Source organism: Rhodopirellula bahusiensis, from assembly GCF_002727185.1.
GTDB classification, from domain to species: Bacteria; Planctomycetota; Planctomycetia; order Pirellulales; family Pirellulaceae; genus Rhodopirellula; species Rhodopirellula bahusiensis.
The window spans coordinates 179,285-201,459 of sequence record NZ_NIZW01000003.1; the positions used below are offsets into that span (position 1 = coordinate 179,285).

Consider the following 22,175-nt stretch of genomic DNA (forward strand, 5'->3'; position numbering starts at 1 on the left):
AAACCGCGAGCCATTGCGAAAGCTGATATGCCAGAAGACTGCTGCTTGCCTGAATCAGTAGCTGACTTTGCGGACGCCGATCATGGAATAACCTGGGTAGTTTGGAAGCACCATTTGCGTCGCGGTCAAACTGTCCCGAGCGGTCACCATGATGCTGGTGGGGCGGCCATAGACGCCACGGTTGGGAGCGATTTGGACTTCCCAGATCGATGTCAGTCCGGTGCGAACGGCGGCCATGTTGAACTTGAGAACTTCCAGCTGTTGCCGCTGTTGTTCTTGAGCCATGCTTTGTTGGTAGTGAGATGCTTCGGAACGCATCATCAAATCTTCGCGAGCCCGAGCATCCTCGTCGGTGTGGTATTTCTGCCAGTTTTCCCAGCCAGCTTGCAGGACCTCAAGATCCTTTTCACTGAACATGAAGAAAGGGACCGCGATTTGATCGCCCGATGGGAGTTCCATCAGCACACCTTCGAGCGGGTAGGACTTGGGTTGTCCTGCGAAGAGCGAAACAAATTTATTGAGGTCGGATTGCTTTTCCAGCGGCGTTTTTTCGAGGACCGAAAGAACGCGAAGGATGAGTTTTTGGTGCAGCGGATCGAAGGTTGAAAAGGCTTTGCCGTTGATGGTCACGGCGCCTAGTTTTCGATCCAGCGTGTATTCCTTCTTGCCATAGGCGAGGATTTTTGCACGGATCTTCAGCCCTTCGCGAGAGGTCCAGGTGTGCATCTCCAGGTCATCGCCGGCTTCCTGCTTGGATCCGCTCTTGCCTTGTTTCTTGACGAAGTTGCGGTCTTCCTCGGATAGGTCCGCGAGTTCGATGGCAGCCAAGCGACCTGAACCACGTCGCTTCAAAATCGCGGTGGTTTCGTTGGATCCAATCAGCTCACCATCCAGCTTGTACGCACCGTCGGCGCTGGTCCAAGTACGAGGTTTGGCGTCTGCGATCGATGCGGTCACGAGGACCGCGGCGAGGAGTAAGAAGTGACGAAGCATGGTGCTATCTCATCGGCGTGGTTGGAAATGATTTCAGTTGTTTTCGTTCGATGCGTCGCCTGGTTGATCCGTCGACGAATCGGCGGAAGCCGCTGTCTGGTCGGAGTCTTCCGGGCTGGGCAATCGAACCAGCAAGTAAGTGTCTTGCGTTTTCGTTCCGAAGTGAACCAAAACGGAAGCTTCATCTTGCGTCAGATTATAAAGACCTGTTTCGGCGACGACGTCTTCGCTCTCACCGATTCGCATAGCGACTCGCTGGGTCTCTTTGTCGACTTGACCTTGGATCGCTTGGGTTTCGTCGGTCTTCTGATTGTAAAGCGTTCCCGAGATGATTCCTTCTTTGTTGACCGCCAATTGAATGACACGGTCGGGGTCGACGTCATCGGCGTCGGTTGTCAAGGCGAATGTTCCCAGGGGCAACCATTCGGATTGCTCAGCACTCTCTTCGTTTTCAGGTGCTTCGACGGTCGCTAGGTCAGCAGCCGATTGCGCGAACTCTTCGGTTGTCGCCACTTCCTCGCCGCCGATGTAAACGCGGTTGTCTTGGTAGGTCACGTTGCCTTCACTGCCGTAGTCGTAATAGACCGGTTGTTCCACGGTCGCAGCAGGGGCACTCGTCGTGAACCAATTGGTGACCATGGGATACGTCGGTGTGCTCCACCAATACGTGTATGGGTAGTACCTGTACGAATAGAAGTAGTGCCAGCCGCAGAATCGGAATGGATGACGTCCCCACCAATTGGGTCCAAAGCCGTGGTAGTGCCAGCCGCGGCGAACTTGATTCCCCCAGCGATGAAAGTGGTCAAAGCGATGCGGCGGGATGGTTGGCCAATTGCTGACATGATTCAATTGGTTTCGCCAGCGGTTGTTGATTTGGTTGACTCGATTGTTGTCGATGTTTGCCCAACCAACTTTGTTGTTGATGATGTTGTTGTTACCGATGTTCACGTCGCCAACGTTGATGTTGGGACGACGGCCCGGTGGTAGTCGATCGTTGGGATTGGGGCGGTGATCCAAGCCGGGACGGTTGCCAGGGCCTGGACCATTTCCAGGTCGATCGGCGAGCGAGGGACGGTCGCCGGGTCGGTTGCCATCGCCTGGTCGGTCGCCGCTGCCAGGACGATCGCCATTGCCCGGTCGGTTTCCTGATCCAGGTCGATCAGAAGTTCCAGGGCGGTTGGGACGCTCCGGACGATCGGACAAGTTTGGGCGGCCACTTTCGCCAGGACGCAGAGGACCATCCAAACCCAAGAAGTTTCCGACGTCGCCAGCCGAAGGGCGTCCACCAGGGAGCTTTCCGAAGTCAGGCATGTCGGGACGGTTTGATCCGCCGGGGCGGTTGGGACGTTCGCCGCCAGGTCGACTGGCACCAGGCCGATCGCCGCCGGGAAGATTGGGGCGACCGTTGTTGGGTCGATCGATTCCAGGTCGATCTGATCCGGGCCTGTTGCCGGGGAGAGTGCTCGGTCGGTCCGGACGATTGGACAGGTTGCCACCGGGACGAGTGTTCCCAGGCTGGTTTGATCCGGGGCGAGAGATATCGGGCCGTGAGGGGCGTGTTCCGGTGCTGGGGATGCTAGGGCGACTGGTGTTCGGCAAACCCATGTTGGGACGACTCGGGCTGGGGCGACTATTGAAGTTGGGTGAGCCGGCGTTTGGACGACTGAAGTTGTTGCCGCCGACGTGTGGCATGCTGGTTTGAGGTCGACTGGTTGGCATACGGTTGCCGCCACCAAAGTTGCCGCTCATGTTTCCGCGATTGAAGCTCGCGCCTCCGCCGCCCATGCTCGGACGAGCGCCGCCCATGCTGGGTCGTGCGCCACCGCCTCCCATCGAACGGCCGCCTCCTCCGCCACCGCGTCCTCCACCTCGTCCGCCGAATCCGCCCGCTTCCAGCGACGGCATCAACATCATGCTGATGGACAAGGCGACAAATGCCGCAAGCCAGTTCGAACGCTGCATTGAATTGATCGAAAGATTCATTGGTTGGCTCCCGGTGGGGTCGCGGTATCGGCCGAAGGTTCCATGCTGGTTGCGTTGTCGGTGTCCGTTTGACGCTTCAGCGTGACGGCTTTTCCGTTAGGAAGAGGTAGACCGTTGACGACTCGCGAAATGATGCGAACCGTCATCGTGTCATGATCAATGGGGCGGACAATGCACGTCGCGGTGGCTTGTCCGCCATCGGCCAGTGTCTGAGTCATCTCCATTCGCCAATGATCTTCTTCGCCGGCCCAATGGCCGCTGCCAAAGCTGCCGTCGACAAAGTAGGTCCACGACTTCACACGGTTCGATCGCGGGTCATAGCCGATCATTTCGTAGCCGACGGGTTCGAGATCGGATCCCATCTGAAACGTGCGTCGCAAGAAACGCTTGCCAGGCATGAATTGGATGTTGCTTCGCAGGCCATCCTCCGAGTCTTCTTTCCATGTTCCGACCAACCATCCAAGCGATTCAACAGGGTTGGCAGGTTCACCCGACTCGATCGAACTCTCGATGAGCGAAGTGATGACCCAATCCGCCGAAGGCTTCGAGAGAGTGATTTCAAACGAGGAGACTTCGTCAGGAGCTTGATCCGATGAAAGAGTGGTCGTTCCACGCACGATCGCATGTTCGGAATCTTCCTGCTCAACGGAGTCGACGTTCGCACTCAGTTTCAACGTGGGTTCGGCTTCGACGGCGGTTCGGATCAATCCAATCAATTCCGAAGCGGAGTTGGCCTCTCGTCCGGATGATTTGTCTTGGTAGCGAACGTCAGACGCAAGGAACTGAACCAGCGAATCGAGTTTCCGATCATTGAACGCATTGGCATACTGTTTCAGGCGGTCACGGACTGGAGACGCCGACGTGGTTTCAGCAACGGTGGGCTGACCGTCTTGAGCAACGAGGCTGGGAGCATCGGATCCATAGATCGCGGCGGCGAGGCATGCACCGAGCAGCAGTGTTGGGCCTTTGTTCATTTTTGAGTGTTCCAGCCGGCAGATGAGAGGGAGATGAGACCGGGCCAAACGCGGTTGGCGATCATCCCTCTTATCTTAAAGACTCGAGCCCCGAATTGCTTCCGTCGAAAACCAGATAATCCGCAGAACTTGAACTTCTGCTGGGGATTTCAAACCATTCGTTTTTAGCATGTGGGAAAGACAAGGTTCGGGACGGAGATGACCGAAAAGGAGGGTGTGAATTGTTTGGATAGACAAGCCTTTTTCGATCGATTTCGAGGCACCTCGATGGACCAACGCCAATCTGCACAGAATCTTCACGTTAGAAAGATTGCTCTTTGCGTCGTTTTCGTTTTCGCCGGTTTTGCGACCCAAGTCTCGCACGCTCAGGTGGACGATTGTTCTGCATTGTTCGCGTGCGATTCGCTCGGCTGTGATTCTTTGTCGTGCGACTCCGCATCGTGTTGCGGAGACGACTGTGGTGGTGAGGGTTGCATTTGCAAGAAGATCCGGCAGTGTTTTGCCGAGAGCGGAATCACGTTTTCTAACAACCTGACGCAGTACTACTTTGGAACCGTCAGCGGTGGCCTCGAAGAGACCAGCCGCTATGGAGGCCACGGTGACTATGTGGCCAACATGGACCTTGGAAAGCTCGGTGTTCACGAAGGTTTGTTTTTGAAACTGCGAGCTGAGCATCGATTTGGCCAAAGCATCGGCGAATCTGCTGGCGTGATCTTGCCACCAACTTTGACCGCTGACTTGCCGGTCGCGGACAGCGAGAGTTTGTACCTGACCAATGTGCTGTTCACGCAATTCCTTTCGGAACGTTTCGCGGTCTACGCCGGGAAGTTGGACACGCTCGACGGCGACACGAATGCTTATGCCGGTGGCCGTGGCGTCACGCAGTTTTCGAATGTCGCGTTTGTCGCCAACCCAATTGTGTTGCGATCAGTTCCTTACGCATCGCTTGGGTGTGGTTTCATTGTGCTGGGTGACGAAGGTGAACCTGCCTTCAACTTCTTGGTGATAAACCCCACGGACACCGCCGACTCAGATGGCTTTGACGAACTGTTCGCGGAAGGCGTGACCGTGTCCGCCGAAATGCGAGTGGCGACGGATTGGTTGGGGACGCCTGGGCACCAATTGGTCGGTGCCTCTTGGAGCAGCCGCGATTATGTCTCGTTGGGACAAGACCCTCGAATCATCCTTCCGAACGTGCCGATCAATCGTGCGTCCGATTCATGGTCGGTGTACTGGAACACGGACCAAGCGTTGTGGGTTGATCCGTGTGATTCGACGCGGCACTGGGGATACTTTGCCCGAGCCGGGATCGCCGACAGCGACACAAACCCGATCAGCTACTTGCTGAGTGCTGGTCTGGGCGGTGCGAGCCCCATTCGCGATGGAGACACGTTTGGTGTGGGGTATTACTACAGCGGGACAAGCGACGAGATCGGTCCGTTGTTGACCGGCACCTTGGGACCGATTGGCGACTCGCAAGGTGTGGAGGTTTTTTATCGAACTCAGTTGACCGAATCGATTTCGATGACACCTGACTTTCAGTGGATCGATCAAGCCCGTGAACAAGTCGCGGATGCTTACTTGTTGGGTCTGCGGATGAACGTTGCGTTCTGAGAAGGCAGGATGTCAAACGCATCCGGCATGAAGCGGTGCAGTTTCTGGTGACGCGGAGTGCCCTCCTCCGGAAATCTCGCTCAACGCTCGCTTTCCGACCCCTCCCGCTGCGGAGGTCGTGCAGTTTCATTTCACCCTCCCTTTGGGAGGGTCGGCCCGCTTCGGGCCGGGGAGGGTTACGCGCTGGTTCCGATGCTCGACCCTCCCCTCGCTTCGCTCGACCCTCCCAAGGGGAGGGTGATGATAAACGCGTGGCAATACAACAATTTAAAAACTGCACGACCTCTGCGTTTGGGAGGGTGAATTGATGTTTGCGACCGTAGTGCTTCGAAACTGCACAACTACTCTCAAGCGATGGGGTTGAGAGGCGGCAAGTGTTCCTCGGGTGTGTGGTGCTTGGAACGCCGCTGGTGCAGGTGTTGCTGAAACGCTTGGGCAAGCGACTCGCCTTTCCAGGCTGAATCGGTTTGCGTTTTGGCCGAGGGAGCGGAGTTTGTCGCGGCAGCGTGACTGTAGAGCAATCGATGCAGATCCAAGACCGCTGAACGCAGACCGTCAGAGAGACGGACGTTTTCGGGTTGCGTGTTGAGCCACTGGTTCCATGCGGTTTCTGCTGCGTGAGCATCATTTGTGCGACACGCCCGGATGAGCTTGCGAGCCGCGACACGGTCGGGCGGGTTGATTCGATGTTGGATCGTTCGATATCCAACTGCGATCCGGTGGGACTGCGTTGCGATCAGAATGGCCAACGCGCCCAGGATTGAGAACATCCATGCCAACGGTTGCCAATTGGGCTCTTCCACCGTTGCGAGTTGAGGCTGAGGAGCGGCTGCCACATCGAACGTGGCTGCGGGCAAACTGTGCGATCCATAGGATTCGTTGTCGGGATTCCACCACACGTATCGAATTGCTGGCAGAGTGAGTGTTCCCGAACCTTTGAACTGATACGTCACCGTGTCAATTCGTTCGCCCGTGAACTCACCTCGCTCGGTGTGGTCGTTCACTTGAGGTGACTTGACGTAGGCTTGGATGCCATCGGGAACGTTGGTTGGCGGTGGAGCGAGCACCATGCCCGAAATCTGATCGGCTGTTTGGGTGATGGTGCGGTGGACCACGTCGCCTTGCTTGGCTTTGCCCGGCGGTGGATCCCATGTTTCTTGGATGTCGATTTTGTCAGCCGTGACCACGAAGACATCGGGATCGTAGTCCGGTGGTGCTTGGATCTCGACGGTCACTTCGGTGGTCTGCTGAGTGTGATCGGTCGCCGGTCCTGTGAAGCCGTCTCGGTTGGCGTAGCGGACTTCGAACGCGGGGATTTTGACGGTGCCGAAGGATTGCGAATACAACGCGAATTCGTGGGTTTGCACAAACCAGGACTCGTCCCCAACTTCTTCGGAGGACACCACGGGCGATCCGACTTGCAGGATCACTGTGCGTGGAATTTGCGGCAGTGAGAACGATGTCGCACCCACAAACGATCCAGGGGCGCGGACTTGCACCGAGAATGGCAGTCGTTGTCCCACCCAAGCCTTCGGAGTGGGGACTTCGATCGTGACCGGTCGGGGTTCGTCCTCGGCGATGGCTGGGGAAACGGTCAGGCAGAGTGCCAACGCTAGGAAGGTAGCTGAGACGTGATGGAGCTGTTTGAACATGTTTTTAGCGGAGCGGCGCGAGCCGCCCGGTGTGTTACCGGGGGGCTTGGCCCCTGCCGCTACCATTCGAATTGCCGTAGCCAGTTGGCGAGTTTGTGAGCGGCAGGGCGCTAGCCGCCGGTACACCGTGGGAAGCCGGCGGCTAGCGCCTTGCCGCTCACGCAAGTGACGCCGCCCAGCAAGAACACGAAGTGGATTGGCACCAAAAGCATGTTGCGAAGGGGCGGTCATGGTTCTCCTCCATCGCTGGTCTTCGCTTCGACAGGTTGGTCTTGGGATTCCCGGTCACGATTGGCCATTTGGTAGCGGAACTTTGACTTCAAGAAATCGGCTGGCTTGGTTTGCACTTGACGCAACCACACCGCTTGCACGGAGGCGTCGTTCACGGCTTGTTCTGCGGTGATCTCAGTGTCCTGGCCTTCGTCTTTCTTCTTGTCTTTGTCGAACACGATCTCATCGGCTCCCAAGCGTTGGTCGCCGGCGTCCCCGCCTTTGGACTCGGTCAATTTTTTGCGAGCGATTGCGAGGTCCAGGTTCTCTTGGGCTTCCTTCCAATCCGGTTGTGCTTTCAACGCGTCCTGATAGCTGGAGATGGCTTCGTCGTACTTGCCTTGCATCAGCCAGCAGTTGCCCAGGTTGAAAGTGGCCTGAGGCCCCGTTGCTCGGGAGAAAGATTTCGCTGCCTCGGCAAATTCGCCAGCGCGATACCAAGCGACGCCTTCCCTCATTGGATCGTCAAAGGCGTTGGCGGCTTCGGCGTATTGTTCTTGTTCCATCCATCGCTGACCGAGTTGGTCTGGTGTCCACCACCAAGTCGACCAACCGATCACGCCTAGAATCAGCCACGTTTTCATTGGGAAGCGTCCTCGTTGGAGGAGCGTTCACGGCGGAAGGACCACGCCACGATGACAGCGAGCAACGGCGAAAGCCAATAACCCGATTCTTGCCAGCGATCGCTTTGTCCAGCCAGCCCTGTGGACGACCGACGCTCGGCGTACTGCACGATGGATTCGATGTCTTGGTCGTCGATTGTGAGTGCGATTCGCTTGCCGCCAAGTGTTTTCGCGATGGCTTGCAGTGATTCGGTTTCTTGAGATTCTTCGGGCAGCAAGCTCAGGATTTCAATCGGCGGTGAGCCAATCGCTTGGTGAGCCGCGGCGACTTGCTTCGCGTCGAGGTTGGCTTGATTGGCGATGATCAACAACGTTGCGCCGCCTTCGCTGCGGTTGATCAAGCGACCAGCCTCCGTGATCGCTTGGTCGAGTGCATCGCCCGCGACAGGCATGATCGCGGGACTGATTTCCGCGGCCATGTCAGCGACGACCGCGGTGTCTTCGGTGGGAGGCAAAACCGTGTGGGCCGATCCGGAGTAGGCGATCAAACCCAACGGGTCGCCTTGGCGTGCTTTGGCCAAGTCGGCGATCTTCAAGACGGCTCGTTGCAGCGGCGTGGTGGCCAAGGCCGCCGATGCCATTGATTCGTCCGCTTTCATCAAGATGATCAATGGTTGAGCGTCTTGTGCGAACGGGTTGGCTTCCACTCGCCAAGTGGGACCCGCGATCGCGACGACGCAGAAAATCCAGCCCGCCAGCAGCCAAGTGGCCGACGGGAGGTTCTGCCACCAGTGTTTGGAAGACGGTCCGTTTTGGTGGGCCAAGGCGTCCAGCAAATCCGAATCAATTTGGGTTCGCCAACCTCGAAGCGGATCGTGGCTGCGATGCCAAACCCATGCCAAACCGATTGCGATTGGAATGAGCAGCAACCAAGCCGGACGGATGAAGTGAAGTGCGTTCCAGGTGTCGATCATGCCGCCACCTCCATCTCGCCGGTGATTGGATTGACGTGGATCCGTCGGTCTTGTTCGGCGGGCGCCGTGTGACGTCGGCCTCGCCAAGTCGCGATGGCTTTTTCAAGCATCGACAGCAGCAATGCGACTAGAAGCGGCCAGTAGTAAATGTCTGTGCGTGGGCGGTGGCTGATGGTTTCAATGTTCTTCGTTTCGATTTTGTCGAGTTCGTCGTAGATGCCCGCCAAGTGTTCGCGATCGGCAGCGAAGAAGTATTTGCCACCGGCTTCCGAGGCGACATCTTTCAGACTTTGTTCATCCAGTTTGTCTTCGCCGACGGTGGTGGGGTCACCGATCGCGACGGTGTAAATCTTGATGTCTCGTTGAGCTGCCACGCGAGCGGCTTCGACCGGAGGAACCTTGCTCTTGGTGTCATTGCCGTCGGTCAGTGCGATGATGGTTTTGGCTCGCTTGGTATCTTCGTCGAACAAGTTGACTCCCAACCCGATGGCGTCCCCGAACGCGGTTCGAGGGCCAGCCATACCGACTTCGCATTCACCGAGCAATTCTTGAGAGAGTTGCAGGTCGGTGGTGAATGGGGCTTGGAGGTACGCCGCATCGCCGAAGACGACCAAGCCCACGCGGTCGCCCTTGCGTTTCGCGAGAAAGTCTTCGAGGACCTCTTTGACCGCATCGAGCCGGGGGACATTCTTGCCCGCGTCGTTTTGGAAGTCTTCCTGTGCCATCGAGCCCGACAGATCGACCAGCAGCAACAGGTCTCGGGTGGGGATCTCTTTGGTGATGGGCGGTTCCAGCCATTGTGGTCGGGCAACTGCGATCAAGACACAACACCAAACGACGATCGCAATCAGGCGACGAGACCAGTTTCGCGGCTGGGTGGTTGTCGACGTGGTGCCACCCAAGACTTGTTGCAGTCGATTGCCGAAGGGAACTTGGACGGAAACCTGGTGGCGTTGTTTGGGCGGCAAGATCGCTCGCACCAACCAAGGCACCGGCAACAAAAGGAAGCACCAAGCGTAAGCGAACGTCAACATGATCGTTCCTCGCTGGTCGCGTTCGTGTCGGCTGAGGCAGCATGGTTGGTGGAATGCTGGGCGATCCAAGCAGCGGCGAACGCCTTCAGTTCGTCGAGGGATTCTTGCCCCGTGTCGTCGCGGTAGGCCGCGGTTGCCAATTGCTCGCGAACGGTTGGCGATATCGATGGGTGGGTTGTGTTTCGAAATTGTTGTGACAACCAATCAGGCCAACGGTCGCCAGTCTTCGTCGCCAGTTCGGATCGCGAGGTGGTTGTCAAAGCGGTGCGGCGGAGTAGCTCGGAGATGGCACCGACCGTGTTAGCAGATTCCAGTTCGTGGATTGCTTCGCGGCGGTAGGCGTTCGCTTTCCAAGTCCGCCAGTTCTTCCATGCCAGCCAAACGCCCACTGTCAACAGAATGGCAAACAGCACGTACCATCCCGGCGCGAGTGGCCACCACGAAACGGGAGCGGGAACGACGATGTCGTTCAGGCGATCGAGGCTGGCTGGGTCGCTGGCTTTCATCACGCGGTGTTCCCAAAGAGAACGCGGATTTGCTCGGCGACGGGCCGCGCTGTGGAAAGCGGCATCAGAGGGATTTGCAACGATCGAAAGACGCTTCGCCAACGCGTGAGGACTTGCCCGAACGCTGCCTGGAAGTCTTCGGGAAAGGAGGCGTGGTCCGGGATTTCCCAGGTTCGTCCGCCGTGGCTGGCCAGCATGCCAGGGGCACCGGTCAATCGAATGCCAAGCGGGTCGTAGACCGCCGTGACAAGCACATCGTTGTGAGCGGCGATCCGAGTCACGAGGCGACTGGTTTCTTCGTCGGCTCCGTCGAGGTCGCTGACCAGGATTACCAAGTGATCATGCCGAGCGATTCGCGACGCGTTCTCGAGAACCTGGTTCAACGTGATTGGTGAAGCGGGCGGCGGTGTCGTCGCGGACGACGGTGCAGCAAGGGTTTGATTCAGCCGAACGATTTGATGCAGCAGATGCAGAACGCGAGTTTGGCTGCGGTGAGGGCGGACTTCCGCGATTTCGTTTTCATTGAAAACCAACCCGCCGACGCGGTCGCCACTGGCAAGCGAACGCCAAGCACCCATCGCGGCCAGTTCCGCAGCCGCGACGGATTTCATCGCTCGCTGGCTCCCAAAGAACATGGGAGTGCGTTGATCGATCAGCAGCAAAACCGGGCGTTCGCGTTCTTCGCTGTAAACTCGGATGTGCGGCGATCGCAGACGCGCGGTCGCTTTCCAATCCATTTGGCGAATGTCATCGCCCTGTCGGTATTGGCGAAGCTCTTCAAATGACAATCCGCGACCGCGAAGGCGCGATGCGTGGCGTCCGGCTAGCAGGGAACCAACGGGTTGGCGCGGTTGGAGTGAGAACCCGCGCGCATCCGCTTTGCATTGAAGCAGATCTTGAAATGTGACAGTGACTCGGGCGGACATGGGCAGCCTTCGTTCAAAGCGGGCATTCGAAAGCAAACTCGATTCAGACTGGAACCACGTTCTTCAACAAAGCATCGATCACGTCGGTGCGAGTCACACCGGCGGCTTCGGCTTCGTAGGTCAGGTGGACTCTGTGAGCCAAGCAGGCCGGAGCCATCGCACGGATGTTGTCGGGAGAAACGAAGTCTTGACCGGCCAACCAGGCATGGGCTCGTGCCGCGGCATCCAGTGCCAGCGTTCCACGGGGGCTGGCACCGAGCCGAATCCACTTGGGAAGATCGCCTTCGTAGCGATCCGGGTGACGTGTCGCCATGACCAAATCGACGATGTACTTTTCAGCCGATTCGGCGACATGGATGGTGCCGACTTCTTTCTGTGCGTCAAAGATCAATTGCTGCGAGATCGCTTCGGTTGCCGCGGAGGTTGCACCGGTCTTTTCGCCGCGGACGAGTTTCAAAATCGATGCTTCGTCCATGTCCTCGGGATAGTCCACTCGCACGTACAGCATAAAGCGATCCATTTGCGCCTCGGGCAGTGGGTAAGTCCCTTCCTGCTCGATCGGGTTCTGGGTCGCCAGCACCATGAACAGTTCCGGCAGCGTGTGGGTTTGCGATGCAACCGTGACCTGCCGTTCTTCCATTGCCTCCAGCAGAGCCGATTGCACTTTGGCGGGTGCCCGGTTGATTTCGTCGGCCAAAATCAAGTTGCCGAAGATCGGTCCTTCTTGAAATTCAAATGTGCCATTTTGTTCGCGATAGATTTCTGATCCGGTGACGTCCGATGGCAGCAAGTCGGGCGTGAACTGAATGCGTCCGAATTGGCTGTCGACCAGTTTGGACAGCGTTTTGACGGAGCGAGTTTTTGCGGTGCCGGGCAAGCCTTCCATCAGGACATGACCTTTGGCCAGCAAGGCGACCAAAATTCGTTCCACCACAGGTTGCTGACCAATGACGGCCGCGTTCATCGCGTTGGAGATCTGCTCGATTGTTTCCCGCGGCGTCATGGAATCACTCCATTGGAGAAGAGGAAGGATTGGTTGTAATGGCCTCGCTTGCACATCGCAACGTCGTGGTGTGGATGCCATAGAAAACGGCCTCGCCCCAGGATTGGGTTGAGGCCGTTGATGCAGAGTTTCGCGGCTCAGCGGATGATGTTCAGCCGAGCCTGATCGACGAGAGCCGACCTAATTACGTGGCGGAGAAACTTGTTCGAGTTTCTTGATCCACTCTTGGGCTTTCAACGTTTGATAGTTGATGCCGGCCGCGTTCAGGCTGGATCCCGCTTGCCACGGGTATTTCGGAATGGTCGCCATGAACTGTTGGATGTAGTTCTGCACGGGGACGAAGGTCCACATGTTGTCGGCGTACCAACGGAAGTAACCAAGCGTGCCTTCTTTCCACATCTTTTCATAAGGGTCGGCGCGAAGGTTGATGATCAACGGCCAGCCCGGGATTTCTCGGGTGCCGGTGGCAATATTGCCATTGACGGTCGCGAAGTGGATCTTCCAGTTTTGGACTCGCACCGCGTTCAGGTCGCCGCCTTGACCAAAGTAGTAGATCTCTTTGCGTGGGCTCTCTTTGGCTTCGCCCTTGAAGTATGGCAAGAAGTTGTAGCCGTCCGGGTGAACCTTGAATTCTTTTCCGTTCGCGTTGTAACCCTTCTTCATCTTTTCGACCAAGTCGGGCTCACCCGCCGCGGCTGCGAAAGTGGGCATCCAATCTTCTTGCGAAATGATGTCGTTGTAGACCGTGCCAGGCTCGATCACGCCGGGCCATTTGACCAACAATGGGACGCGGAAACCGCCTTCCCAGGTTGTGCCTTTTTCGCCATGGAAAGGCGTGATGCCTCCATCGGGCCAACTGAATGTTTCAGCTCCGTTGTCGGTGCTATAGACCACGATCGTGTTGTCTTCGATGCCGAGATCTTTGATCTTCTGGAGCACTTTGCCGACATAGTCGTCATGCTCGACCATTCCGTCTGGATACAGCCCAATGCCGGTTCGGCCTTGCGATTCTTTCTTCAGGTGAGTCCACACGTGCATGCGAGTCGAGTTGTACCAAAGGAAAGCTGGCTTCTCTGACTTTGTTGCTCGTTCGAGGAAGTCCATGGCTTTGGTGTGGACTTCTTCGTCGATCGTTTCCATGCGTTTTTTGGTGAGCGGACCGGTGTCTTCCAAGCGACCATCGGCGAAGGAATGGATGACCCCGCGAGGTCCATACTTTTTCCGGAACTCAGGATCTTTTGGATAGTAGTAGGTTTCGGGTTCCTCTTCGGCATTGAGGTGATAGAGGTTGCCGAAGAATTCATCGAATCCGTGATTGGTGGGCAAGTGCTTGTCTCGGTCGCCCAGGTGGTTCTTTCCGAATTGGCCGGTGGTGTAGCCTTGCTCTTTCAACACATCGGCGATGGTTGGTGTCCAATCGGGAATCCCGTGTTCACTCCCTGGCATTCCGATGGTCAGCAATCCAGTGCGGAATGGGTGCTGGCCAAGGATGAATGAGGCTCGTCCAGCGGTGCAGCTTTGTTGGGCATAAGCATCGGTGAACATCGCGCCTTCTTTGGCGAGGCTATCGATGCTGGGCGTCTTATAACCCATCACACCATGGTTGTAGGCGCTGATGTTGTGCACGCCGATGTCGTCACCCCAAATGACGACGATGTTGGGCTTGTCTTGGGCTTGCAGCGACAGTGCGGGCAGGACAGCTGCCGCTATGAGCACGAGTCTTGAAACAACGGACATCGGTTGGCTCCGAAAGAAGTCGGGACAGAGAAGGGTGCATTTCGCAACCCGCGTCATTCTTCGCTAGTCACCCAGTTCGTTCAACTGGGTTCACTGAGATTTCATGCGAGGTGAGTTGGTTTTTCCAAGTCGATCGATTTGAACTCGCGCGTTCGTCCTCGAGTCGGTGATGCGAAGTCCTGACGCTGTGGGTAAAGTTCGAGAAACGATATGGACTTGGGAATCCTTTTGTCTGTCTACGTAGGATCTCGATCCAGCAGGTTTTGTTTCGCATCTGTCGCCGCAACGCAATCATTTGTGGTGCAACGCCACCTTTGAAAAGAGGTTGGCGGTTGCTGGCTCGATTTGGCGATCTGTTTGAAGTGTCCGTTCAAAGTCAATGCATTTGCTTTGAGGTTCGGGACAGAACGTCGCATCCGGATGACCACGCATGCCCATCAACGTCTTTGGAAGGCATAATGTTTTGACGCGAATCGTTTTTGCGGCGACGCAGTGGATTGGATTGTCGGACGTGTTGCTCGCATCGCAGTCGTTTCGCGATCGATTTGAATGTAAAAAAAGAGATTCTCTACCCGATGTCACCTTTGGCAAATTGGTCATCGGAATTGCACACCAGCCGGATTGGCTGGCGGAAGCTCCCCACCAACGCCAAGCAAACGAAGTGAATTGATGGAACAGTTTCGAGGTTTATGGCGTGACACGAAAATCGTCTGGATGATTTTTGTCTCGATCATTTTCGCGTTTGCGTTCTTTATTTCCTGGTACTACCTGCTACTGCTGCCGTGCTTGCCGGTGTCGTTCGTGTACTTTGCGTTCATTCGATACGACGATGAAGGCAACGAGCGAGGTGACTTCACCTAAGTAGATTCGGACGCTTGTTGCCGCGTCGGATCTGGCGTAGAAGGAGAGGAGTTCGGAACTCTCACGCGGGGTAAGTGCAATGAAAACGGTTCAGCGAGTCATTCGGGACGTACCGCAACACTGGGTGGGCGACGGTTTCCCGGTTCGAAGTTTGTTCTCGTACGCCGGTGGGAACGAGTTCGATCCGTTTTTGTTACTGGACTATGCCGGGCCGCATGACTTTGCACCCGACGAAGCGAAACGCGGTGTGGGTGAACATCCACATCGTGGTTTTGAGACCGTGACGATTCTCTACCAGGGTGAACTCGAGCACCGAGATTCCAGTGGCAGCCGAGGTGCAATCGGCCCCGGCGATGTGCAGTGGATGACGGCGGCCTCTGGCGTCGTACACGAAGAATTCCACAGCCGTCGATTCGCGAACGAAGGAGGGACTTTGGAGATGGTTCAGCTATGGGTGAACCTGCGATCGACCGACAAGACCGCACCGCCGAAGTATCAAGATCTGCGTGACGACCAGTTCCCTCGAGTTGTGTTGTCAGACGATGCCGGAACGGTTCGTGTGATTGCGGGGCAGTTTGGGGATGCAAAGGGACCGGCCAGTACGTTCTCGCCCATCAACTTGTGGGACATTCAGCTCACCGGAAAAGCAGCGACAACGCTGACGGTTCCCTCGGGACACACGTGCGTTGTGATCGTTCAAAAAGGAACCGTGCAGGTCAACGAGAATTCGCTTCAAGCGGTTGAGCTAGCGTTGTTGGAACGCTCTGGCGACTCAGTGGTTTTGGAAGCGAAGTCTGAATCCCGCGTCTTGTTGATGACCGGCGAGCCACTTGGCGAGCCCGTTGTGGGGCAGGGGCCATTCGTGATGAACACTCGCGAAGAAATCCGCGCCGCCGTCACCGACTACCAAGCGGGGAAAATGGGCCGCTTGGACTGAATGACTTGTTTGGCCAGGGCGATTGATGCGATCGCTTAGAAGTAACTTGCGTCAAGCGGTCGAAGCGGTTTCGTATCGCAGACGAAGGACGGAGTGTCCGGATGGCTCGTGGAGCTTCTGCTCCAGTGAGACGAAGCCGTAGTGTTCGTAAAAGCCGCGGCCGATAGGGTTGTCGACAAACACTTCCAGTTCCAAGTCACCGCGAACCGACACGGCGTGGTCCATCAATTGTCGGCCAATCCCACGTTTTTGATGCGTTGGATCAACGAAGATCGCGCCGACTTCGTTGCCTAGCAAGGCGATGAATCCGACAACGGCCCCGTCCAATTCGTAGACCCAAGTTTCCGCATTGGGCAGATAGATCGCCGGAATATTTTCGCGCTCTTGAGCGAGAAACTCGGGGCTAAGAAATGGATGAGCCACTTTTGAGGCTGATGTCCAAACGTCTAGCAATTCGTCTAGGTCGGTGGATTCGTAGCTGCGTATCACTGGATTCATTCCGTGGATGGTTGCAAGCGTCGGTGGCACTGAAGATCGGCTTCATTGCGATACGGCCGGAGAGACAAAGGCCGAGCCATGAAGGTTCGGCCTTTGTTTGATTTCTTGCCACGATGGCAAAGCTATCGGCTGGAACGGTCGCTCTTCTGGCGAAGTTCTGCCAGCCGTTGCTTGGCGAGGATGTCTTCCATGACCTCCAATTCGGTGTAGTACATCGCACTGGGGTCGATGCCCTGGTCGTCGAGCCATTTCAAATGCTGCTGCATCTTTGGCTGGCGAGCATAAGTGGGAAGGACTACCAGCCAAATGACCGAAAGCAAGGCGATCAGTCCGGCAAATGCACCGATTCGGTAGCAACGTTCGCTGACGCTCATGGAGCCACCGTGTCGGCAAAGACGACTTTGAACATCAAGTAGGCGACGACCAACGTTAAAACCAAGTTGAGTGATTGGCCGCACACGTACAGAACAAGCGGCTTGCCGCCCTTCAGTTGTGGCAGCAATTGCCGGAAATTGGTTTCCAGTCCGATGCTGACGAACGCGAGGCAGAAGAACCATCCACGAAGCGTTTTGGTGGAGCCACCGATCATCGCATTGATGAGTTCGGGACCGTTGGTCATGTAGGAATACAGGATTGAAAACAGAATCGACATCGAGACGAAGCCGATTACAAACTTGGGGAAGCGATACCAGATTTCGGAGATCCCGATCCTTGGGCCGGCTGGATCTCGTTCGACAAACGTGACCCAGTAGATGGCCACGCAGAACGCGGTCACGCCGATCAAAATGTTTTGAATCATCTTGACGGTGGCGGCGACCTCGAGTGCTTCATCGCCCAACACCGCGCCGGCGGCGGCCACGGCACCGGTCGCGTCAATTGTGCCGCCCAGCCAAGCACCGCCCAGGATCGGATCCATTCCCACCGCGGTGATCACAGCGGGCATCACGGCCATCATGATGACGGTGAAACCAAGAGACAAACCAATCGAAAGGGACAGCTCTTCTTTCTTGGCTTTACACGCCGCCGCGGTCGCGATTGCGGCGGACACACCACACACGGACATGTCGGCGGAGATCACCATGTTGAGCGATTTGGATTTGATCTTCAGGATCTTTTGGCCGAACCAATACGTCGTGATCAAGACAACGGGAGTGACCAACCAGGCAACGAACACGCCGGGCAAACCCAACGCCAGCAAGCGGCTCATCAGGACTTCGGCACCAAGCAAAACCAAGCCTGTCTTGATGAAAAACTCGGTTGAAATTGCAGGACGTAGAAAGTCAGGTGTGCCGATGGTATTGCTGATGATCAATCCGACCAGCAAGGCCCATAACGCGTATTCAAGGTTGTAGGCTTTGACCACACTTTGGCCTGACATCCAATAAGCCAGCGTTGCCAACAGGAATACGACTGGGAAAGCAGCCAAGAATGCCGAGGCGGATTTGCCTCGCATCTGGTTGGCGAAAGCGAAGAGCGCCGAAATGACGAGAAAGACGCCGAGGATGCCCTGCCAACTCGATGAGATGGCATCGAGCGGGTTGTCGGTCCACTTGCCGGGTTTGGCAAGGTAAGGCTTGAGTGGGCTGGCGTATTCATATGGCTCTTCTTCCGCCTCTTCTTGCTCACCGTCTGCTTGCGTCTCGATTTGATCTGACCCAGCGTCTTCTGTTGATTCCGTGTCTTCGGTCTCGATTGATTCATCTGCTTCTTCAAGTGAAGAAGCTGCGTTTTCCGGAGTCGTTTCGACTGACGAGACTTCTTCCGTGGCTGACCCGGCGACCAATTCGCTCAAGTTTTCAGGTTGGCCAATCCAGACCGCCGCGAAGGCGATTAGTAGCAGCAACGCGGCGCACCAAATTGCCCACCAGTCTTCGTTGGTTGTCATGTCTTTCCAAAGACTCGGTCGCGGTGGTGGGGTGGCGAGGGTGGCGTCATCATCAGCGGGGGCGGTGTCGCCGTTCTCGGCGGAAGGTGTGTTGGGGTTCATTGGCGGGAGAGGCAGGTGGGAGGGGAGGGAAAACGAAATGGAGAAAGGGAAGCGTGACGCTGAGCGGTATCAGAGGCCGGAACTTGAAAGTGATTCGCTGGCGCGCCGCTCGACCGCTTTGTTCATACTGGTTCGCACCAGTTGCAGCAGTCGGATCAGTTCCTTTTGTTCGCGGCGTTTCAGCTCGCTCATGACTTCGTGTTCGAGTTCGCGAAGATGTTCAACGATGGGTGTGACCAGTTTGCGGCCTTCCTTGGTGATCGCAACATAGACCGTGCGGCGATCGGTTTCGGATCGTTCTCGCGTGACGAGATCGCGTTTGAGAAGTCGATCAACGAGCGCCGTGACGGCCGGAACGACTTGGACCAGACGCTCGCCGATCTCGCTGCACGTCAGCGGTCGATCCTCCATGTCCAAGATCCGAAGCAGGTTGTACTGCGAGAACGTCATGTCGTGTTGTCGGAAGAAACGTGCCAAATGATTGTCGAGTTGGTCGCCAGTGCGCACGAGGCTGAGGACGGCTTCTTGGTCAATGCTCGCGAATGGTTGGCAGCGGTGAAGTTCTTTGGACAGATCGTTCATCGGTGAAGCCGAAGGGAAGTTTGCAAAGGCAGCGGAAGGAAAGATCAGTTGACGCACGAATACTTTACCGATAAAGTATTCGCGTATCAAGCTCTGATGCATTCGGTTTTCGATCGATTTGCCAGAGGGTGATATCCCGCCTCCCCGCAAACTTCTTGCTAACCGCGTGTGTCAATGAGACACGTCACGCTCACTCCTTTTCAATCGATTTGTCGTCATGCCAACCACGGCCATCATCGGTGGTGGATTCAGCGGAACGCTGGCCGCCGTCAACCTTGCCCGCTTTGCCACGTCACCTCAGCGAGTTGTAATCGTCAACTCCGGACGTCCATTCGGTCGGGGGACCGCGTATGGAACGACACGCGGCGAGCATCTGTTGAATGTCGCCGCTCGGAATATGTCCGCGTTCCCGGATCAACCGACACACTTTTTCGAGTGGCTGCGTTCACGCTCGGAATTCGATGCGATCGATGACCACACGCTTCGTGAGACGTTCATTCCTCGTCGAATCTTTGGTGATTACATCCGTGGGATGGCGTCGCACTACTTGGGAACGGCCGACCCTCGATCGCATGTGCAGTGCGAAGTGGTGGAAGATTCTGCTGTGGATGTCATTCCGCGTGGCGTTGAGCCTGGTTCGAACCAGGGCGGCGTGGTGATGCTGGAAAATGGCGAGCCGATCGAAGCGGAGTCCATTCTGCTGGCGACCGGCAACCAACCGCCGGCGGGATTGCCCGGTGCGAAGAGGCTAGCCAATGATCGACGTTATTGCGGGAACCCTTGGAAGGACTGGCACGAGAACCTGCCCAACGACGATCAGCACATCGTGATTCTGGGCACGGGGCTGACTGCCGTTGATGTGATCGTGACGCTTCGCAACAAAGGCTGGAACGGAAAGGTCACCGCGATTTCGCGAAATGGCATGTTGCCGCAACGTCATTTCCGAGGCATCGAATGGCCGCATGCGGTCCCGGATGATGGACAAACGCGTTCGCTGAAAGAACTGGTGAAATTGATTCGTTCCGATTGTGAGCGACTGCGTGGTGTCAGTCAGAACCCGGCGATCGCGGTCGACAAGTTGCGAGGTCGAACGCAACAGTTGTGGAAAGCATTGTCGCTGGAGGAACGCACGTTGTTCCTGAAGAAGTATTCGGCGGATTGGAATGTGATTCGCCACCGCATTGCGGGACCGATCCATGATGCGATCACGGATGCGTTGGATTGCGGTCAGTTGACGATCACGCCGGCGACGATTGAGTCACTGGCATCAGGCGAGCATGGCATCGAGATACAGATCGTTGACCGCGAGGGATCGGCCAAGCAAATCGAGGGTGACTTGGTGATCAACTGCACGGGACCCAAGTCTCGGTTCTCTGATTCGGCATTGCCGCTGTATCGCAATTTGTTCGAGCGAGGTTTGGCTCGGCCGGATGAGATGGACATGGGAATCGCCGTGACGGACGACTTCACGGTGATCGGGAAAGGCGGTGCTCCCACTCCTTTCATGTACGCGATTGGTCCAATCTTGAAAGGCACGTTGTGGGAAAGCGTCGCGGTGCCTGAACTGCGGCAGCAAGCGTACTTGGTCGCCCAGTCGATTCTGCATCAAGAACCCGTCGTTGTTCCGAGTCCGGACACGACCGAGTACTGCATCTGATCAGAATTAGCGATTGGTTAAGCCGTCACCTGGAGTTTGGCGTGAATCGGATTGCATCACAAATCGAACCACGGAACTGGCAAACGATTTCGCATCTGGCGGCGTTGTTTCCAAACGCAAACAGTGCTCCAGAGGGAACGGTCGCGATCACGTTGTTTTCGTTTTTGACCGCGGCTTCGTACGTCGTCACGCGAGCAGTCGGTGTGGGCTTGTTTCTATCTCGCATCGGCACATCGCACTTGCCGCACGCGTTGGTTGGGGCGGCGGTTGTCGTTGTGTTGATGTCCGCCGTGACCCGAATGGTGGTACGCCGATCATCGCCGCATAGTGCACTGGGGTTCACTTGGGCGACGTTGGCAATTGCCTCGCTTGGGCTGGCTTGGACCTTGGGGTTGTCGCCTCATTCGTTGAGTTTGCTCGGCGTGTTGTTTGTTCTCGCCGAAGTCCGCGGTTGCTTGAATTCTGTCTATGTCACGACGCTGAGCAACGATGCATTTGGATCGGCGGGAACCAAGCGACCTTATGTGTGGGTGGCCACGGGAGCGACTTTGGCGGGCGTGGTGATGGGCGGGCTTTTGTCATTGGAGGCCGCCCAGGTTTCCGGCGAAGTGTTCCTGTACGGAGCCGTTGCGTTGGACCTGATGACGATCAGCGTGATCCGCTTTCTGCCACGCACGGGTTCGGTGCGGGCGAGTGCCGCGCGGACAAGTTCACCGCCGCGGCTCAATTTGCCGGACCCGAAGGAATCGCTGGTCGATCGCTATCAACGGGTTCGCCACTATCGGTGGGCGTTGGGTGCGTTGATGGCGGCTCAAGTCGTGGCGCTAACGTTCATGGGTTATCAGTGGAACGTGATCGTCACGGAATATCATCTCGGGAACGAAGAGCACATCATCGCTTACTTTGCCGCGTTCTATGCGATCAACGATGCCATCATCTTGTTGTTGCAGGTTTCGGCAGCAGGCAAATTGTTGGACCGATTGGGAATCGGGTGGGTGTTGCTGCTGTATCCGCTTTCGTTGCTGGCCGTTGCGTTGGCGATGCTGGCGTCGCCCCAGATTGCGTACCTGTTTATCATCGTGACGATTGGCAGCGGGCTGAACGTGCTGCGTCGATCGCTGCATGATCCTGGGTTAGCGTCGGCTTTTTCGATTTTGCGACACGACGTTCGCAGGGAAACGATCGTGGTCGTCAAAGGGATGATCAAACCGATGGTTGAAGCGGCCTCGGCGATCCTATTGTTGTGGGTCGCTCCATCGTTGAGCGTGAACAACGTGACGCTGGTGTGGATTCTCGTACTGACACCTTGGTTGGTTTTCGCGTTGCTCGTCGTCAGTATTCACCACACCGGCAGGCCCGACGCGGTGGCCATGGCAACCGACGACTCGGCGCCGGCGTCTTCTTTGGCACGTTCTGCCTGAGTC

21 protein-coding genes are annotated in these 22,175 nt (G+C 56.6%); 6 read left to right on the forward strand and 15 right to left on the reverse strand.

Annotation, left to right across the window (positions count from 1 at the left end; all coding sequences use genetic code 11):
• Positions 1–54: 54 nt before the first annotated feature.
• The 3 genes from CEE69_RS06095 to CEE69_RS06110 are packed head-to-tail and all read right to left on the reverse strand — an operon-like array spanning position 55 to position 3,950.
• The gene (locus tag CEE69_RS06095; RefSeq protein WP_099259840.1) at positions 55–993 is read right to left on the reverse strand and encodes a hypothetical protein; all 939 of its coding nucleotides are present in this window, start codon (positions 991–993) and stop codon (positions 55–57) included.
• Between the two features lie 33 nt (positions 994–1,026).
• Positions 1,027–2,976, reverse strand: a complete 1,950-nt coding sequence (locus CEE69_RS06100) for a mu-protocadherin- cell-suface protein (protein ID WP_199169805.1) — start codon at positions 2,974–2,976, stop codon at positions 1,027–1,029.
• Positions 2,973–3,950 carry a hypothetical protein gene (locus CEE69_RS06110; protein WP_099259842.1) on the reverse strand — a complete coding sequence of 326 codons (978 nt, stop codon included), beginning with the start codon at positions 3,948–3,950 and terminating at the stop codon, positions 2,973–2,975. Before CEE69_RS06110 ends, CEE69_RS06100 begins: the two co-directional genes overlap by 4 nt.
• 198 nt (positions 3,951–4,148) lie before the next feature.
• Here CEE69_RS06110 and CEE69_RS06115 point away from each other — a divergent pair, with 198 nt between their 5' ends.
• Positions 4,149–5,564 (forward strand): carbohydrate porin, encoded by a 1,416-nt coding sequence (locus CEE69_RS06115; RefSeq protein WP_099259843.1) that lies wholly within the window; start codon positions 4,149–4,151, stop codon positions 5,562–5,564.
• Between the two features lie 347 nt (positions 5,565–5,911).
• Here CEE69_RS06115 and CEE69_RS06120 read toward each other — a convergent pair whose 3' ends face one another.
• The 8 genes from CEE69_RS06120 to CEE69_RS06155 form a co-directional block, all read right to left on the reverse strand.
• Positions 5,912–7,216, reverse strand: coding sequence for a BatD family protein (locus CEE69_RS06120; RefSeq protein ID WP_099259844.1), 1,305 nt, complete (start codon positions 7,214–7,216; stop codon positions 5,912–5,914).
• A 227-nt stretch (positions 7,217–7,443) separates the two neighbouring features.
• Complete coding sequence (locus CEE69_RS06125; protein WP_099259845.1) at positions 7,444–8,070, reverse strand: tetratricopeptide repeat protein; 627 nt, start codon at positions 8,068–8,070, stop codon at positions 7,444–7,446.
• On the reverse strand, positions 8,067–9,023 hold the full coding sequence (locus CEE69_RS06130) for a vWA domain-containing protein (RefSeq protein ID WP_099259846.1): 957 nt from the start codon (positions 9,021–9,023) through the stop codon (positions 8,067–8,069). The genes CEE69_RS06125 and CEE69_RS06130 overlap by 4 nt, the downstream gene beginning before the upstream one ends.
• Entirely contained in the window at positions 9,020–10,057 is a 1,038-nt protein-coding gene (locus tag CEE69_RS06135; RefSeq protein WP_099259847.1) for a VWA domain-containing protein, read from the reverse strand. The genes CEE69_RS06130 and CEE69_RS06135 overlap by 4 nt, the downstream gene beginning before the upstream one ends.
• Positions 10,051–10,563: a DUF4381 domain-containing protein gene (locus CEE69_RS06140; RefSeq protein ID WP_099259848.1), complete on the reverse strand. Its 513-nt coding sequence runs from the start codon at positions 10,561–10,563 to the stop codon at positions 10,051–10,053. Before CEE69_RS06140 ends, CEE69_RS06135 begins: the two co-directional genes overlap by 7 nt.
• Positions 10,563–11,489: a DUF58 domain-containing protein gene (locus CEE69_RS06145; protein ID WP_099259849.1), complete on the reverse strand. Its 927-nt coding sequence runs from the start codon at positions 11,487–11,489 to the stop codon at positions 10,563–10,565. The genes CEE69_RS06140 and CEE69_RS06145 overlap by 1 nt, the downstream gene beginning before the upstream one ends.
• A 43-nt stretch (positions 11,490–11,532) precedes the next feature.
• On the reverse strand, positions 11,533–12,492 hold the full coding sequence (locus CEE69_RS06150) for an AAA family ATPase (protein WP_099259850.1): 960 nt from the start codon (positions 12,490–12,492) through the stop codon (positions 11,533–11,535).
• A gap of 180 nt (positions 12,493–12,672) precedes the next feature.
• Entirely contained in the window at positions 12,673–14,208 is a 1,536-nt protein-coding gene (locus CEE69_RS06155) for an arylsulfatase (RefSeq protein ID WP_008663678.1), read from the reverse strand.
• A gap of 451 nt (positions 14,209–14,659) precedes the next feature.
• On the opposite strand from CEE69_RS06155, the gene CEE69_RS06160 reads away from it, so the two are divergent.
• The 3 genes from CEE69_RS06160 to CEE69_RS06170 all read left to right on the forward strand — a co-directional run bounded on the left by CEE69_RS06160 (position 14,660) and on the right by CEE69_RS06170 (position 16,027).
• Positions 14,660–14,899, forward strand: a complete 240-nt coding sequence (locus tag CEE69_RS06160) for a hypothetical protein (RefSeq protein WP_233214906.1) — start codon at positions 14,660–14,662, stop codon at positions 14,897–14,899.
• Positions 14,899–15,090: a hypothetical protein gene (locus tag CEE69_RS06165; protein ID WP_039963739.1), complete on the forward strand. Its 192-nt coding sequence runs from the start codon at positions 14,899–14,901 to the stop codon at positions 15,088–15,090. Before CEE69_RS06160 ends, CEE69_RS06165 begins: the two co-directional genes overlap by 1 nt.
• 79 nt (positions 15,091–15,169) lie before the next feature.
• Positions 15,170–16,027, forward strand: coding sequence for a pirin family protein (locus CEE69_RS06170; protein ID WP_099259851.1), 858 nt, complete (start codon positions 15,170–15,172; stop codon positions 16,025–16,027).
• Between the two features lie 51 nt (positions 16,028–16,078).
• Here the strand turns inward: CEE69_RS06170 and CEE69_RS06175 are convergent, their stop codons facing one another.
• From CEE69_RS06175 to CEE69_RS06190, 4 genes are all read right to left on the reverse strand, one after another.
• A complete protein-coding gene (locus CEE69_RS06175; protein WP_099259852.1) occupies positions 16,079–16,525 on the reverse strand; it encodes a GNAT family N-acetyltransferase in 447 nt (148 codons plus the stop codon).
• A gap of 122 nt (positions 16,526–16,647) precedes the next feature.
• Positions 16,648–16,899 (reverse strand): hypothetical protein, encoded by a 252-nt coding sequence (locus CEE69_RS06180; RefSeq protein WP_099259853.1) that lies wholly within the window; start codon positions 16,897–16,899, stop codon positions 16,648–16,650.
• Positions 16,896–18,512, reverse strand: coding sequence for a YeiH family protein (locus CEE69_RS06185; RefSeq protein ID WP_099259854.1), 1,617 nt, complete (start codon positions 18,510–18,512; stop codon positions 16,896–16,898). Before CEE69_RS06185 ends, CEE69_RS06180 begins: the two co-directional genes overlap by 4 nt.
• Positions 18,513–18,581: 69 nt before the next feature.
• On the reverse strand, positions 18,582–19,094 hold the full coding sequence (locus CEE69_RS06190; RefSeq protein WP_099259951.1) for a MarR family winged helix-turn-helix transcriptional regulator: 513 nt from the start codon (positions 19,092–19,094) through the stop codon (positions 18,582–18,584).
• Positions 19,095–19,311: 217 nt separating this feature from the next.
• Between CEE69_RS06190 and CEE69_RS06195 the strand changes: the two genes are divergently transcribed.
• Both CEE69_RS06195 and CEE69_RS06200 read left to right on the forward strand, forming a co-directional pair.
• Positions 19,312–20,751: an FAD/NAD(P)-binding protein gene (locus tag CEE69_RS06195; protein ID WP_099259855.1), complete on the forward strand. Its 1,440-nt coding sequence runs from the start codon at positions 19,312–19,314 to the stop codon at positions 20,749–20,751.
• 41 nt (positions 20,752–20,792) lie between these two features.
• Positions 20,793–22,172 carry a hypothetical protein gene (locus CEE69_RS06200; protein ID WP_099259856.1) on the forward strand — a complete coding sequence of 460 codons (1,380 nt, stop codon included), beginning with the start codon at positions 20,793–20,795 and terminating at the stop codon, positions 22,170–22,172.
• The last annotated feature ends 3 nt before the right edge of the window (positions 22,173–22,175 follow it).